The following is a 15,521-nucleotide window of genomic DNA, read 5'->3' on the forward strand; positions in this document are numbered from 1 at the left end:
GATCCAGCGATAGAGGTCGGCTCATGCGATGCTGGCCTCCAATCCAGCCAGCATCTTGAATCACAAATCGCCCAAAACCGGAATCCCCTCCGATTCAATTAAGCAATGAAATGCTCTAGTAGGCCCGCAGCGACGAGTCATCGCTAATTGGAATGAACTGAACTGTCGAGGGCGTTACATGAATAAGACTTCCACCTTCCTCTGCGCCGCAGTAGCTGTCGTCGCAGTGTCGGCACCAGCTGTGGCTGCCGACATGCGCATGCCGGCCAAGGCGCTGTCGCCTCCGCCGGTCGTGCAGGTCTACAGCTGGACTGGCTTCTACATCGGCGGCTTTGTTGGTGGCGCTGTGGCTGATCGCGATGCAGAGTCCACAGAACCGCGCAGCGGCACTGCGTCCTACAACGACACCAGGCTGCCCAGCAGCTACGACCTGGGCTCCAGCTTCATCGGCGGCGGCACCATCGGCTACAATTGGCAGCCGGTCGGCTCGCAGTGGGTGATCGGTCTCGAAGCCGAGGCAGGTTATCTGCAGATGAAGGACAGCGCGCTCGACATCAATTCGCCGATCGGTGCGGCGAATGGCTTCCACAGCGCCCACATGGGCGACTGGTATGCCGTGATCGCGGGCCGCCTCGGCTATTCATTCGATCGCGTGCTCGTGTACGCCAAGGGCGGCGTGGCCTTCGTCGACAAGGAGTACAGCTTCATCGACGGTTGCGTGGTCGCGCCCTGCGGCAACGCGACGCTGGCCCTCTCCAACAGCGACATGCAGACGACATGGGCCGTCGGCGGCGGTATCGAGTGGGCTTTCGCGCCCAACTGGAGCCTGAAGGGCGAATACGTCTATCTCGCGACGCGCGACGACACGACCCAGTCTGCGATCGCAGGCGGCACGGGGCGGGCCGCGGGCCGCACCTGGACCAACGCTCACAGCGATCCGGGCATCCACACCGGTAAGATCGGCATCAACTACCGCTTCTGATTTGTTTGGGGTGAATAGCTGAGTGGCGAAGGGTCGGAGTGATCCGGCCCTTCTGCTTTTGGAAGCCAAACTGATGCTATGAGCCCTTCCGGTTCTGACCGGCTGTAAGCGCAGAAGGGTCAAGGCGGTCCAACGGTCGAGCCGCTCGCAATCCGCTACAACCCGCGCCGGAGAATCGTTGCGGCAAGCCTGGCGAAGGCGGGCCGGACACCCTGACCGGTCAGTGCGCTGGACGATACCGCAAAATCCGGCGAGCCACAGTCTTCAAGTCGAAGTGATGTCGGGGCGGTCAGCAGATCGATCTTGTTGAGGATCGCAATGCAGGGTCGGCCAGGCAAGATCTCCTTGAATCCCAACACCAGTTTCTTGAGGTGGGGAACGGTTGCGGACCGCGTTGCGTCAGCGACAACGACGGCAGCGGAAGCTCCGCGCAGATAGGTGTCGGCAAAGATGTTCATGCCAAAATCGCCATCGGTATCCCATAACACGAACTGCATGGTTGTCCCGGTGTCATCTCCTTCGACTTCCACCATGGTGTTGTATATGTCGACCCCGATGGTCGCTTTGTAATTGCCTTCAAATCTGTCGAACGCCAGTCGGTGCGACAGCGAACTCTTACCGACGCCGACGGCGCCCAGGATCATGACTTTCTTTCCAGTCATTGGTCCCGCTCACTCGCTGATATAGGCCAGCTCGAATGTCACCCGGCGATTGGGGCTGCCGACGCCATGCGATTCGACGATCGCCTGCGAGCTGTCGCGTGCAACGAGCAGAAGCCTGGCCGGATCTATTCCGCGCGCGACAAGATCGGAGACCACTTGTTCAGCGCGTGCGCGTGCAATCCTGAGGTTTGCTGCTCGCGATCCCAGGTCGTCGCCGTACCCGACAACGCGTATTCGCGGCCCCGGCTTGTCCTTCAGAAGCGAAGCGACGGCGTGAAGGTCGCGTTCCGCCTCGGCCGGAACGCGGTACGATGAACCCTGTTCAAAGAACACCGCGTAACTCGGAAGCACGAGGGACAGCACGTGGCGCGGGTCGCGCAAACTGCTGGTCGCCTCGTCAAGCTTGGCGCGCAGGCGGTCGGCTTCCACCTTCACCAGCGCTTCGGTCGACTTCAATCGATCCTGAGTATCCTGACGCAATTCTGTAACTGCCACTTCCAGACGGTTGATGCGGTCCGAATAGGACAGCTTCGCGCTGTCGCTTTGCCCTGCAACGGTCGCATCGCTTTTGCCAGCGGGGACAAGTCCCGTGGCGACGTCCAATGACGCAGGTCCACCCGTCGCGGTGACGATATGAGCGTGCAGCCGGTGTCCCGGAAGCTCGCGGGCTATTGCATCCTCCAGATCACGACGCGCTGCCTCGCTCGGGAGGAAGCCGACAGCCTTGACAGTGCGCGCGGAAGCGTCACGCATCAGGGTCAGTGCGCCGCCTCCGGACCCCACCTTCTCGCTCAGAGCCGCCAAGGCAGAGTCGAGCCGCTGCTCCGCGCGCTGCGCCTCAAACGCGTGCCAGCCCCAATAGCCCAGCGCAGCAACCACGATCGCCGCGACAATCAGCAGCGGAACCGGCGCCCCCGTGCCACGGGCGGGAGTGGGGTGCGGGGCGACTGCGGATGCGAGCGACGCAAGCAGCGGCTGCGACCCTGCCTTGTCGTCCGCCTTGGCGCTTCTCTCAAGATAGTTCAAAAAGGCGGTGTCAATGCGGGCCTCGAGCCCACCATCGACGGCGCCGTGCCCGACGGCCGCAACAATGCGACGAGCGGACGACCGCAGCATGACAGTACGGTCGCCGAGATCGAGCGCCCTCAGATCGTGGCCGTCACCTTCAAAGGCGTCTCGCGAGAAGCCGACAATGGCCGAAAGCAAACCTCCCATCAGCGCCGTCCGGGAATCGTCCCGTATCTCGTCATCGCGTGCTGTCCAGGTCGCCAGCCGCGCGCCGGACGCGCGATCAATCAGAAGAATGCGCTCGAGCTGAAATCCTGCAGTTTCAGATAAGATGATCTCCGCAAGAGGACGCCCCGTCAGAACCGATTTTGCACGCCGGCGCCAGTTGACGGGAGAGACCGCCGCCTCCAGCTTCGCATTGACCTCGGCGATCAGGCCCCGAAAAGCGCGAGCCACCGCCGTCGTGACGAGCCTGCCTGTAATCGGATAGAGCGCCTCAACCATCAGATCGCGCGAGTCGAGGATCTCTCGCCTGATCCCGGAGAGCACGAGCGGGGAAAGCGCTTCGGCGAGTTCGCGATGGTGGGAAACCTCCGCCGCGCGGAAGGCCGCAACCAGTCCCCTCGTCATCGAATCCCGGAAACGATCGTCGTCGCCAACGCGATCGTCAAGCGCCTTCAGAGCGAGGCGCAACGTCTCGATGCTGTCCCGCTCATTGGCGAGCAGGATACCCCTCAAAGTTTCCAGGTCGGCCTGACGATCAGGCCTCGCGATCGTGGCCGGGCTCACGCGCGCTTCCCAGAGAGGAGATCTGGCGACCAACGGAAACGATTATTTCGCCGATCTGGCGCAAACTCTCATCCTGCCGCGAGGACAGCGCCTGCGACATGGCCTCCATTTTGGCCTCGATCGCCCGGAGTTGCTCGGCGACGCGGTCGTTCAAGTCCTTGATCGACAGGTCGAGCTCGGCGATCCGGCCGTCGTGCTCACGCTTGGCTTCTCCGAACAGCAGGTCGCGAACTTTGTCGATGGTATTTGTCGACGCGTCCTCATCGGTCTGTTCGGAAGGTACAAGTCTGACTGGTTTGGTCATCCGGCAATTCCTTCACTCATGCCGCCCCTATCACACGGGCGGCGGCAAGTTCCCACCACAATATCGCCTGGAGCGATATCGGCCGGTCAAGGCATCAATAAGGTGCGCAAACACCGCCGCCCTCGCTTGACCGTCCGGCCGATACCAGTCCGCCGTCGTGCCCGTCCAGAACGGGTTCCAATGTCAACGTCCAGTGACCGAGCGCGCCCGACTGCGATACGCGCTCGGCCGTTGGCTGTGTGGTCCCAAGTACTTAGCCGTTGTGCGCCGATGATAAAACTGCGCCCGGCGCATGAGGCCCCCCGGCTTCCAGCGGCGCAGATCGCACAACCGGCGTCCTTGCCCGTCACCGTATCGCCATCTTACCATCTTTGAACGCTTCACGATGCGTTGCAAGGGAGCACATATTTTCGCATTTGGGTTTGCACTTGGGTTTAGGGCGGGGGGACAATAATGGGGCCGCTTGACCGGCAGTCTCGATTCTGCAATCGAACATCCGCTCCTCGCGCAAATCTCATCCTGACTGTGCTCGCTGGCTTTGCAGTTTTGGGCGGCATCGCTGCTTTCCTGAGCCCTGAGGCGCTGCTCGCCGTCATATCGGCGACGCTTATCGTAGGGATCCTGACCGCACTTGTCGTTGTAAGCGTGGCTACTGGCGATGCTGGGGATCACGCCAGCGATCTCGAAATCGGCCGCATGGCGGAGGAGAATCGACACGCAGCGGTGCTGAGAGAGCGGCTGAGGATAGCACGCGATCTGCACGACACATTAGCTCATTCCATGGCTGCGATGTTGGCGCAGATCCGGCTTATCAAGAAGCTTGCAACGGCCGCCCCGGAGCGCCTGGTCGAAGAACTCGAAAGAGCAGAGGAAGCGGCACTGGCCGGATTGCATGAGGCGCGTTCTGCGGTCACCCGCATGCGCTATCAGGCCGTGCGAGATGACGGACTAGGAGCCGCATTGGGCCGTCTGACCAAACGGTTGCGGTTGCGCAAGAATATCCAGATCGAGTTGAACGTCGATCCGCGAGCATTCGTGCTGGCGGATGAGCGCGCCGAGATGGTCTTCCGCGTTGTGGAAGAAGCCGTCCATAACATCGAGCAGCACGCCGGAGTAGAACGTGGGTTCATTGATGCGAAGGTCAAGCCGGATACTGGGAATGGCTGTCTCGAAGTCATTGTGCGCGACGAGGGAAAGGGCTTTGATCCCAGCAGCTACACGATAGGCCACTATGGCATCACCGGCATGCGCGAGCAGCTTGCGATGATTGGCGGCACCCTCCTGATCGAGAGCGCGTTGAAACGCGGAACGCAACTCACTATCAATCTGCGACTTTGATATCAGAGGTGGCGGCGTCAGCGTCAACGCGAAAGAATGACGACGCCGATGAACAGTGCGAGAAGCGTCATGTCATCGCAAGAAACAAGCACTCCTGATCCCATTCGTGTGGTCGTCGCCGAGGACCAACCGGTGATCCGACGCGCGTTTGCAGCGATGCTGTCGCTGGAATCCGACATCGTCGTGGTCGGAGAAGCGGCAGATGGGGTTGAAGCGATTGAAATCGTCCGTGCCTGGCAACCTGACATCGTCCTGATGGACCTGCAAATGCCGCGCGGCGGCGGGATCGCCGCGACAAGACGCATTGTCGCAGAGCACGCCGATACCCAGGTCATCGTGCTCACAACCTTCGACACGGACGATCTCGTCTTTGAAGCGATCGCTGCCGGCGCCCAAGCTTATCTCCTGAAGGACGCAAGTGAGGAGGAAATCCTGGCGACGATTCGTGCTGTCAAGCGCGGCGAATCTGGCCTCTCGCCGAAGATCGCCCGTACCGTGCTGGATGGCTTGCGCAGCCTTCACCCTGCGATTGGCCTCCCGGACAATGACGCGCCGAGCGAGCCGCTGACCTCGCGCGAAGAGAGAATCCTCACGCTCGTCGCCGAGGGCCGCAGTAACAAGAACATTGCCGAGACGATTTTCCTGGCCGAAGGCACGGTGAAAAATTACGTGAGCCGCATCATGGGCAAGTTCAACGTGCAATCCAGGACAGAGCTTGCCCTGAAAGCCGCCCGCCGCCGGCCACGATAGCGGCATTACTTTCGTCACGGCCGCCTGCAACGAACAGGACGGCAGCCTTCGTCGCAAACCCGGACAACCGCTGCTGACAAGCCTTGCAATCTGCCGGGGATAAGCCGGCCAGCCTATCCGTGGGAGCACATCAGACCGAAGCGCGTCCCTGGGCAAGGCCAGCGACGTATCGCGAAGAACGACAAGCGGCTCCTCGAACCTGCATTTTCGTGACGTTCGTCACTGCGGAAAGTGACGAACGACAGCATTTAACGAACGTCCGCGCTTCTACATTCGGGTCAACAAACGCCAAGTACCGGGAGCGCGTTGGCCATGCCTGCAACATCCTCCGATCAAATCGCATATGCCTGGAGGCTACGCCGGATGCTCTGGGCGGCGTTCGAGATACTCGCAACGCTCGCTATCCTGCTGCTTCTGGCCTTCGCCGTAATTGCCATACCCGGGTTCGTCTCGTCGATTGAGAAGAGTGACAGACCTTCGCTGCCCAAGGCGGACCGGCTTGTTGATCGTCCTAATATGGATGGCTGCTCGCATCAGACCTGGCCGTACTTCGATAGATCCTGCGCGCGCAGCGATGAGCCGCCGCGCGCGGTCAAACCGCAATGATGAACGGTTCTGAAATCGGCATCCCTCGAGGACAACGATCGCTGCATGTCGTCATCTGGCGAACTACGGAACGCTGGCAGGCGTTTGCGGCGTTGGCCCGTCGCCGGCTCTTGCGATTTGCCGCCTTCGCGATGCAAGCCGCTTCAGCCGCACTGATGCATCAGCCGGGCTCCGCAATCCCAAGACACAGCGAGGTTGCAATGGCGCTGCTCCCGACCGATTCGAAATATCTCAGGCTGCTCAAGTTCAGTCCCTTTGAACGAAGCTCGCGCGGCGGCTGGCGGTTCGGGACGCGCCCTATCGCGGATGGCGTCGTGGACCGCCTGATCGCCAGCGGCCGCGCGGCGACTGATGGCAAGCTCGTATGGCTCGTCGAAATGGAGTCCCCCGAGATGACCACTAGCAGCGACCCCCGCCTCACCCAGACCGAACGCGACATAATGCGAACGATTGTCTTCAGCGGCACCGCGTTACTGCTGGATTTTGCCGAGACAGAGCGGGAGCTGATAGGCGCCCTGCAGGCTCGCGGCTTTGTCACCGTCAAACCACAGTCTGATTTCCTGGTTGTCACTGAAGTTGGCCGCGCCGCCATGGCCGAGACGAACGCATGTTGAGTGCGTGCCCCATCTCCATACGCAAGCGGCTCCCCGCGCGTGGGGCTGAAAATCACCGCATTGAACAAAGCCAACTACGCCACCCGTCATCCGCATTGCAGAGTAGTCGGAACATCTCCGTAACGGAGGCAATCATTTGAATGCCGTTCTGGTGATTGACGAGCACAGTGTCTACCGTCACGGACTTCGACGGCTGTTAGAAACTCATCTGGCGCAGTCTCGCGTAATGGAGGCCAAGTCGCTAGAGGAGGCTGTCGTCACACAGGTGTCGTTCGATTTAATGCTGATCGACGCGGCAAGCCTCGGTTACAATTCGTCGGGGACCTTGCAGCGCATCCGATCGATCCATCCACAAACGCACTTTGCGGTGATTTCGTACTCCCAGACGAGGGCCGACGCATTCAAGTTCTTGTCGGCAGGCTTCCACGGCTTTCTTTGCAAGCTGCAGCCAGATGCGGAACTGCTGATTGGCGTCGATGACTTGCTCTCCGGCAAGATATACGTGCCCGGCTGGATCATGGATAACGCGCTTTTCGTGCAATCTGCCGGAGACGTTCATGCTACCGCCCCGAAGCTGACGCCGCGGCAGCGAGAGATCCTGCCGCTGCTCGCAGCGGGAATGTCGACGAAGGAAATCGCGAGAGAAATGGGAATTGCTGCTGGCACCGTCAAGATTCACACGACGGCAGTTCTTCGGGCTCTAGGCGCGCGCAACCGCACTGAAGCTGCGTTTCTCTCGGCAAAGCTGATCCTCCGCCGCCTCGACGAACGGTGACGAGGCACAGAGCAGACGCCGGATCATTCCAGCTTGATGTTCGCGTTCTTGATCAGGTCTTCGTTGTTCTTCATGTCGTTGTCGAGGAACTGCGCCATCTCGGCGATGGTGCTGGAGCGCGGCGAAGCGCTGATCTGGCGCAGCTTGGACTTCATCGCATCGGTACCGGTGATTTCCGTGATCTTCGCGTGCAGCTTCTCGACGATATCGTTCGGGGTACCCTTCGGGGCCCAGACGGCATACCAGCTCGGCAGGTCGGAGTTCGGATAGCCGCATTCGGTGAGGGTCGGCGCATCCGGGAATTCGGGCGAACGCTCTGGCGCATTGATGGAAAGCAGGTGGAGCCTGCCCGCCTTCACATGCGGCAGAGGATTGATCTCGCACATCATGTGGATGTTGCCCGGCAGCAGGTCGTTGAGCGCATCTGCGGCGCCACGATACGGCACATGCAGAATGTCGACCCCGGCGCGGTACTTCAGCATCTCGATGCGCATGTGCTGGATGCTGCCGAGTCCGGCCGAGCCGTAGACGATCTTGCCCGGGTTCTGCTTGGCGTAGGCGACGGTGTCCTGCAACGTCTTCGGCCCCACCGAGGGATGGATCACGAAGCCGGCGATGCTGTCGCCGATACGGGAGACCGGCACGAAGCTGGTCCGGGGGTCGTACGGCGTCTTCCGCAGCAACGGCAGCACGGACATCGCCGCCGATGGCGTCATCAGAAACGTGTAACCGTCCGGAGCGGCTTTCGACGCCGCCTCGACGCCGATCATGCCGGCGGCGCCGCCACGGTTTTCGATGATGAACGACTGGCCGAATGCCTGGCTCAGCGCGTCGGCCCAGGGACGGCCAATGATGTCGCTGGCGCCGCCCGGCGCATAAGGGATAATCAGCTTCACGGGTCGGTTCGGCCAACTTGCCGCCTGCGCCGATGCTTGTCCGCTGACAGCGCCGGTGGCGACGGCAGCCGCCGACAACTTCAAGAAATCACGACGCTTCATTGCCAGTCCTCCTCACGCATTGCTTTTATCGGGTCTCGATGACCGCGCTCACTCCAGCTTGATGTTCGCGGCCTTGATCAGCTCGGCGTTGCGCTGAATTTCCTCGCCGAGAAACTTGGCCGTCTCCTCCGGCTTGTCGACAACCTCGACGGCGCTGATCGCCTGCAGCTTCTTCTTCATGTCATCGCCGCTGCCGATCTTGGCGATCGCCGCATTGAACTTCTGGACGATGTCGGGTGGCGTGCCGATCGGCGCCCAGATCGCGTACCAGCTGATCATATCCGAGTTCGGATAGCCGCATTCGGTCAGTGTTGGGACGTTCGGGAATTCCGGCGATCGCTTCGGATGATTGATGCTGAGCAGGATCAGCTTGCCTGCCTTTACATGCGGCAGCGGATTGATTTCGGCCATCATCTGAATATTGTTCGCCAGGAGGTCGTTCAGCGAATCGGCGCTGCCACGATAGGGCACGTGCAGGATGTCGATGCCGGCGCGATACTTGAGCATCTCCAGCCGAAAGTGCGTGATCGTGGCGTTGCCTGCTGACCCATAGCTGAGCTTGCCGGGGTTGGCCTTGGCGTAGTCCACCATCTCCTTGAAGTTCTTTGGCCCGACCGCCGGATGGATCACAAAGCCTGAGATGGTATCGCCAATGCGCCCGACCGGCGTAAAGCTCTTTTGCGGATCGTAAGGCGTCTTCTGCATCAGCGGCAGGATGGTCAGCGCCGCGCATGGCGTCAGCAGGAAGCTGTAACCATCCGGCGCAGCCTTCATGACCGCTTCCGAGCCGATCATGCCGCCGGCGCCGCCGCGGTTCTCGACCACGAACTGCTGGCCGAGCTCCTGGCTGAGCGCCTCCGCCCATGGGCGAGCAATGATGTCGCTTGCACCGCCCGGAGCATAGGGCACAACTATCCTAACCGGGCGCGCTGGCCATGTCGCGGCCGACGCACGCGTCGAGATGCCGGCGGCCAGCCCGGCGGCTGAGAGTTTCAGAAATTCGCGACGGCGCATTGGCTGTCTCCGTTCTTGTTGTTCTTGGTAGCTTTCGCTCACTGCCGCCCCCGCGGCTTCACTCCTGGAAGGCAACCTCTCGCTTCTTGCGAATATTGGGCGCGATCACGATCAGCAGCAGCAACGCGGCAAGGATCAGGAACGTCACCGACAGCGGACGCTGGAAGAATACCATCGGGTCGCCCCGCGATAGAAGCATTGCGCGGCGCATGTAAACTTCCATCAGCGGTCCCAGGATGAAGCCGAGGAGCAACGGCGCCGGCTCGCAGTTCAGCCGAATGAACAGATAGCCGACCACACCGAAGAAGGCGATGAAGAGGATCTCTTCTGCAGAGTTGTTCAGGCTGTAAGTGCCGATGCAGCAAAAGAACAGGATCGCGACCGCGAGCAGCCTGTAGGGAACCAGAAGCATACGCACCCAGATGCTGATCAGCGGCAGATTGAGGATGATCAGCATCAGGTTGCCGATCCACATGGAGACGATCAGTCCCCAGACGAGTCCCGGCTTCTGCTCCATCACCTGAGGGCCGGGAATGATGCCGTGGATCATCATGCCGCCGATCATCAACGCCATTACCGCGTTCGACGGAATGCCGAGCGTCAGCATCGGAATGAACGAGGTTTGTGATGCGGCATTGTTGGCGCTCTCCGGCGCGGCGACGCCTTCGATCGCGCCCTTGCCAAACTTCTCCGGATTTCGCGACAGCTTCTTTTCCAGCGTATATGCGGAGAACGACGACAGCGTGGCGCCGCCTCCTGGCAACAGGCCGAGAAAACTGCCAAGCGCTGTGCCGCGCAGCACTGGCCCGATCGACTGCTTCAGGTCCTCACGCGAGGGCATCAGCCCCGATATCTTTGCACTCGCAAGATCGCGCCGCTCCGTACTCGTGAGATTGGAGATGATTTCGGCGATGCCGAACACACCCATGGCAAGCGGGACGAAGCCAATGCCGTCGAACAGATAGCTGATGCCGAAGGTAAAGCGCGTGTTCCCGGTGTTGACGTCGGTACCGACAAGACCGAGCAGCATGCCGATGAAGATCATGCCGAGCGCCTTGATGACGGAGCCACGCGCCAGCACGATGGCGAATACGAGACCGAGCACCATCAAGGAAAAGTAATCCGCAGCCGCGAACTGCTGCGCGACCTTGGTCAGCGGCGGGGCCGCCAGCGTGATGACGAGCGTCGCGACACAGCCGGCGAAGAACGAGCCGAGCGCGGCGATGGCGAGCGCCGGGCCGGCGCGGCCTTGCCTTGCCATCTGGTAGCCATCGAGACAGGTGACGACCGCGCTCGATTCGCCAGGAAGGTTCACAAGAATGGCCGTGGTCGAGCCGCCGTACTGCGCGCCATAGTAGATGCCGGCGAGCATGATCAGCGCGCCTTCCGGCGTCAAATGATAGGTGATCGGCAGCAGCAGCGCGAGCGTCGCCACGGGCCCCACGCCCGGCAATACGCCGATTGCCGTACCGATGACAGTGCCGGCGAAACACCAGAACAGGTTCGTGAGACTGACGGCAACCGACAGTCCAAGCGCGAGATTGCCGAACACATTGCCTAGTTCCATGGCAGCACCTTGAGCGGCATCCCGAGGCCGTAGATAAACAGGCCGATCCCTATCGCCAGCATCAGCACCATGAACATCGCGAACTCGCGCCAGCGCGTTTCGTGCGTGCCAAGCGCCGTAAGCGTCATCGATACGACCATTGCGACGACAAGTCCGGCGCGATCGATCAGAAGCGAGAACGCGGTGACCGCGAGCGTCACCATGACCAACGGTCGCCAGGCGAATTTTTCGATTCCCGCGCCTTCGGCGACGAACGCTTTGATCCACATCAGAGCGCCCGTGCCGATCAGGCACCACGCGAGGATGCGCGGCAGCACGCCGGTGCCTGGGCGCTGCGGCGTGCCCATGTTGTAGGTCGAGCCGATGTAGAAGGCGCCGATCCCGATAATCAGAAACAGCAGACCGGTCGCAAAATCCTGGCTGCTCTTTATTCGAATTCGCATTGGCGGGCAGTCCCTCCCTGGACCACACGAAGGCGGCTACTGTTCGATCAAGTGATGTCACGCAGGGCCGGCGCGGGCTTCACTCCCGCGACCGCATTGTCCCTGTTATGGTCGCGCGTTTGCCAATGGGTACAATCAACGCGCAAGCGACGCAATACGAGCGAAAGCGTACAATCAGGCGTTGGTGGAAGGCCGCGCCTTCACGCGTTCGAACCATGCGGCGATGTTTTTGTTGGCCGGATCGAGCGGCTGGCCGACCTTGGCAAAGAAGCCAACCATGCAGAACAGGAGGATATCGGCGAGCGTGAACCGCTTGCCGCAAATGAACTCCCTGCCTTCCATCTGTCCGTCCAGCCATGCGAGCCGGTTCGCTGCCATCTTCTTCAGCCCCGGTGCGGCTTCCGGCACCGTGACAATGCGGCTTTCAAAGAATTTTAGTCCTTCAGCGAAGCGAAAGCCGTTCGCCAGCGGCTCACAGATATTGAGATCGACACGGCGCGTCCACATGCGACACTCAGCACGTTCCTCCGCGGTCGCTCCAATCAAGACCGGCGATGGATGTTTCTCTTCCAGATACTCGCAGATCGGGACGATCTCGGAAACGAAGCTGCCATTGTCGAGCTCGAGCGTCGGCATCTGGCCGTGCGGATTGCGCGACAGGTGCGGCTCCTTGCGATTGTCGCCGGCACGGAGATCGACGACTTCGATCGGAAGCGAAATGCCTTTCTCTGCAAGAAACATGCGGACGACGTGAGGATTTGGCCCAACGGAATCGTACAGCTTCATTTTCGTTCCCCCTCGCGGCACATGTATGAAGGCTTAGGCGCCCGTGCTGGCGGCCGCAGCGTAAACGAAATTGGATGGTCAGCGGAAGGGGTCGCGCGGTGCCGTTCTTAAACGAGAATCAGGTCGAGCACCGCCGCGTAGTGGAAGGAGGCGGCAACCAGCACAAAGCCATGCCAGATCGCGTTCTGATATTTGAGACGTTCCCAGACATGGAAGATGACGCCTGCCGAGTAGAGCACACCGCCGATCGCAATCAGCCACAATGTCAGTTTCGGCAGCGCGTCGGCGATCACTTCGTAGACCATCACGCCGCTCCAGCCCATCGCCAGATAAAGGCCGATCGCCAACCGGTCGAAGCGACCGGGGAAGAACAGTTTCAGGACAATGCCGACGGCTGCGATCGTCCATACACCCATCATCAACGCCACCGAGGTAACGCTCATCTCCATCTGGGCAATGAACGGCGTATAGGTTGCCGCGATCAGCGCGTAGATCGCCGAGTGATCGAAGCGTCGCAGGATCCATTTCCAGCGTGACACCGGAAACAGATTGTAGGTGGCCGAGAGCGCCAGCATCGTGATCAGGCCGGCAGCATAGATCGAGACCGCCACAATGTCAGCCACCGTCGCGAAATGGCAGGCGAGAACGATCAACACGATCGCCGCGACCAGACCGAGACCGACACCGATCGCGTGCACGATGCCGTCGGCCAGCAGCTCGTGACGATCATAATTCCATCGGACGCCCGGCGGCGCACCGTGCAAGGTGCGCGAAGCGAACTCTTTCAACTGAAACGGTGTCATGCAGGAAGCTTGGCCGGAGTCCGATTAACAAACCACAACGTCAACATTCGACGTTGCGAACAACTGATGGCCAAATGATATGATAATTTGATGTCAGGAGACGCTCAAACTTCCGTCAGTCTTCCGTCATCCATTGGGCAACCGTCATGACTTGCGGCGGCTGCGCATAACCGACGGTCCACATGTCGACGGCCCACTCGCCGCCGCCTGCCCGTTCCTTGATCACGGGCGTGTTATGTGGCGTCTGCAGCACCAGCACGTTGCCGCGATAGCGAGGATCAGCGACCGTGTGGTGGCGGAGATAACCCCAGTCCTGCAACAAGAGCAGCAACGAGGTGATGTTGCGGGTGGTGTCCCAGCAATCATAGTTGGACTTGTCTGCATTGTGCCGGAAATCGGCGCGCGGAACGCGAGTGGTGGTGCCAAGCACCGGCCCGAGCCGCTTGTCCCACCAGACCACCGCGCTCTGGACGGCAGCGCGTTCCGCTGCGGCAGACGCCTTGCCCTTGGCCATGATCGCTTCGAGCGCCTTCTTGTCGGCAGCCGTGAATTCGAACTCCGCCCTGCGCCGGCAGACAAAACCGTAGCACACGGTCATCGAGCTTCCGCTCGGCGGATAGATCGACACGCTTTCATAAAGCGCGGAAATACCGGCGGTCATCTCGATCGCCCGCGACGGTGTGACGAAGCCTGTGATTGCAGCGAGCGACAGCGCCGCGACGAAGACGTGCTTCAGGTGAAAAATCATGCCGCGGAAACTAGCGGACCGACTTTCACCATGCCAAGGCCCGAGCGCCTCAAGACCACCAGAAATTGCGCCGGCGTGGCGCGGCTGCATCTATCGCGATTCCGCTGCGAAACGCGGACCTGCTGACGACGCCGGTCATTCAGCCGGTTGAGCGGCGTAGCCCTGTCTGCGCTGATCGGCCGGAAACAACAGCGCAGCGACGATGATGAAGGCGCAGAGCCCGGCAAACACCTTGAGCGTCAGCGTAAAACCGCCGATCTCATGCAGCCACGCAATCATACCGACCGCGACGCCCGCTGCGGTGAAGCCGATGAAGTAGCGCACGGAATAGGCGCGCGCCCGCCATTCGTCGGCGGTGTACTTGCCGACCATCGCGTCATTGACGGTGACGAGACCGAACATACCCATGACGATGCCGATCGAGACCACGAGGAGCGGAACGTTGTTCAGCACCGCCGCACCGTACAGCAGCGGCGCAGGCAACAGGGCCAGTCCCAAGAAGATCTGCTTCAGCGAGTGGCGGTCGATCAGCTTGCCTACATTGTATTGCGTCAGCGCGCCAAACACGTAGACGCCGGCCGTGATCAAGCCGAGCAGCGCCGGGTTCGTCGTCAGCTCGGTCAGACGCTCGGCGAACAGCTTGGGCAGTGCGACGGTGACGGCATTGAACGTGGTCGAGGACGCGAGCACGGCGATCAGGAGCGACGCGAACACCCGCCACATGTCCTTCTTGGCGACGCGTGCGGTCGCCTGTTCCGTCTTATGGCCGGAACGTACCTCGTGGCGGACGGCCAGCATGAAGGCGATGCCGATGGCTGCAGTAGCGAGCCCCGGCACGACGAACGCCCAGCGCCATCCAAGATATTGGGCAACTACGCCGGTCACGAGCGCGGACGACGCGACGCCAAGGTTACCCCACACGCCATTGATGCCGACCTCGCGGCCGATCTGCTGCGCGTAGGAGACGATCATCGCCGTGCCGACCGGATGATAGATCGACGCGAAGATACCGATCGCGAACAGGGCCGCGCCAAGCTGCAGCGGAGTCTGCACGAAACCGACGCTGATCATGCTGAGCCCAATGCCGATGAAGAAGATCGCCATCATGTGCCGCCGGCTCCAGCGGTCGCCGAGCCAACCGGTGGCAAGCGACCCCGCGCCGAAGGCGACGAAGCCGGGTGTCGCGTAGGGAAGCATCTCGGCATAGCCGAGACCGAATGCCGGTCCCATCAGGATCACGGCGGCAGCGAAAATCAGCATGGCGTAGTGATCGATGAAGTGCGCGATATTGACGTAGGTGATGACGGTCTGTGGGCGGTTCATGGCAGGTCCGG

Annotated in this window: 17 protein-coding genes; 6 read left to right on the forward strand and 11 right to left on the reverse strand. The window is 61.1% G+C overall.

What is annotated here, in order from left to right:
* Positions 1-178: 178 nt before the first annotated feature.
* Entirely contained in the window at positions 179-982 is an 804-nt protein-coding gene (locus RCO31_RS33640; RefSeq protein WP_308972753.1) for an outer membrane beta-barrel protein, read from the forward strand.
* Positions 983-1,137: 155 nt separating this feature from the next.
* On the opposite strand, the gene RCO31_RS33645 is transcribed toward RCO31_RS33640, so the two are convergent.
* The 3 genes from RCO31_RS33645 to RCO31_RS33655 are packed head-to-tail and all read right to left on the reverse strand — an operon-like array spanning position 1,138 to position 3,745.
* The gene (locus tag RCO31_RS33645; protein WP_308972754.1) at positions 1,138-1,644 is read right to left on the reverse strand and encodes a GTP-binding protein; all 507 of its coding nucleotides are present in this window, start codon (positions 1,642-1,644) and stop codon (positions 1,138-1,140) included.
* Between the two features lie 9 nt (positions 1,645-1,653).
* On the reverse strand, positions 1,654-3,441 hold the full coding sequence (locus RCO31_RS33650) for an OmpA family protein (protein ID WP_308972755.1): 1,788 nt from the start codon (positions 3,439-3,441) through the stop codon (positions 1,654-1,656).
* A complete protein-coding gene (locus tag RCO31_RS33655) occupies positions 3,413-3,745 on the reverse strand; it encodes a hypothetical protein (RefSeq protein ID WP_308972756.1) in 333 nt (110 codons plus the stop codon). Before RCO31_RS33655 ends, RCO31_RS33650 begins: the two co-directional genes overlap by 29 nt.
* A gap of 453 nt (positions 3,746-4,198) precedes the next feature.
* On the opposite strand from RCO31_RS33655, the gene RCO31_RS33660 reads away from it, so the two are divergent.
* The 5 genes from RCO31_RS33660 to RCO31_RS33680 all read left to right on the forward strand — a co-directional run bounded on the left by RCO31_RS33660 (position 4,199) and on the right by RCO31_RS33680 (position 7,828).
* On the forward strand, positions 4,199-5,083 hold the full coding sequence (locus RCO31_RS33660; RefSeq protein WP_308972757.1) for a histidine kinase: 885 nt from the start codon (positions 4,199-4,201) through the stop codon (positions 5,081-5,083).
* A gap of 69 nt (positions 5,084-5,152) precedes the next feature.
* Positions 5,153-5,833 carry a response regulator transcription factor gene (locus RCO31_RS33665; protein ID WP_308972758.1) on the forward strand — a complete coding sequence of 227 codons (681 nt, stop codon included), beginning with the start codon at positions 5,153-5,155 and terminating at the stop codon, positions 5,831-5,833.
* Between the two features lie 363 nt (positions 5,834-6,196).
* A complete protein-coding gene (locus RCO31_RS33670) occupies positions 6,197-6,439 on the forward strand; it encodes a hypothetical protein (protein ID WP_308972759.1) in 243 nt (80 codons plus the stop codon).
* Between the two features lie 200 nt (positions 6,440-6,639).
* A complete protein-coding gene (locus tag RCO31_RS33675) occupies positions 6,640-7,053 on the forward strand; it encodes a hypothetical protein (protein ID WP_308972760.1) in 414 nt (137 codons plus the stop codon).
* 136 nt (positions 7,054-7,189) lie between these two features.
* A complete protein-coding gene (locus RCO31_RS33680; RefSeq protein WP_308972761.1) occupies positions 7,190-7,828 on the forward strand; it encodes a response regulator transcription factor in 639 nt (212 codons plus the stop codon).
* Positions 7,829-7,851: 23 nt separating this feature from the next.
* Here the strand turns inward: RCO31_RS33680 and RCO31_RS33685 are convergent, their stop codons facing one another.
* The 8 genes from RCO31_RS33685 to RCO31_RS33720 form a co-directional block, all read right to left on the reverse strand.
* Positions 7,852-8,826: a tripartite tricarboxylate transporter substrate-binding protein gene (locus tag RCO31_RS33685; protein ID WP_308972762.1), complete on the reverse strand. Its 975-nt coding sequence runs from the start codon at positions 8,824-8,826 to the stop codon at positions 7,852-7,854.
* Positions 8,827-8,874: 48 nt separating this feature from the next.
* Positions 8,875-9,840 carry a tripartite tricarboxylate transporter substrate binding protein gene (locus RCO31_RS33690; RefSeq protein ID WP_308972763.1) on the reverse strand — a complete coding sequence of 322 codons (966 nt, stop codon included), beginning with the start codon at positions 9,838-9,840 and terminating at the stop codon, positions 8,875-8,877.
* Positions 9,841-9,898: 58 nt separating this feature from the next.
* Positions 9,899-11,407 (reverse strand): tripartite tricarboxylate transporter permease, encoded by a 1,509-nt coding sequence (locus RCO31_RS33695; protein WP_308972764.1) that lies wholly within the window; start codon positions 11,405-11,407, stop codon positions 9,899-9,901.
* On the reverse strand, positions 11,398-11,850 hold the full coding sequence (locus RCO31_RS33700) for a tripartite tricarboxylate transporter TctB family protein (RefSeq protein ID WP_308972765.1): 453 nt from the start codon (positions 11,848-11,850) through the stop codon (positions 11,398-11,400). The genes RCO31_RS33695 and RCO31_RS33700 overlap by 10 nt, the downstream gene beginning before the upstream one ends.
* Before the next feature lie 174 nt (positions 11,851-12,024).
* Positions 12,025-12,636: a glutathione S-transferase gene (locus RCO31_RS33705; RefSeq protein ID WP_308972766.1), complete on the reverse strand. Its 612-nt coding sequence runs from the start codon at positions 12,634-12,636 to the stop codon at positions 12,025-12,027.
* Between the two features lie 107 nt (positions 12,637-12,743).
* Positions 12,744-13,439: a hemolysin III family protein gene (locus tag RCO31_RS33710; protein WP_308972767.1), complete on the reverse strand. Its 696-nt coding sequence runs from the start codon at positions 13,437-13,439 to the stop codon at positions 12,744-12,746.
* 115 nt (positions 13,440-13,554) lie between these two features.
* Complete coding sequence (locus RCO31_RS33715; RefSeq protein ID WP_308972768.1) at positions 13,555-14,187, reverse strand: hypothetical protein; 633 nt, start codon at positions 14,185-14,187, stop codon at positions 13,555-13,557.
* A gap of 135 nt (positions 14,188-14,322) precedes the next feature.
* The gene (locus tag RCO31_RS33720) at positions 14,323-15,510 is read right to left on the reverse strand and encodes an MFS transporter (RefSeq protein WP_308972769.1); all 1,188 of its coding nucleotides are present in this window, start codon (positions 15,508-15,510) and stop codon (positions 14,323-14,325) included.
* Positions 15,511-15,521 lie beyond the last annotated feature (11 nt).

Origin of the sequence: Bradyrhizobium sp. LHD-71, assembly GCF_031157255.1 — a bacterium.
Lineage (GTDB): Bacteria > Pseudomonadota > Alphaproteobacteria > Rhizobiales > Xanthobacteraceae > P52-10.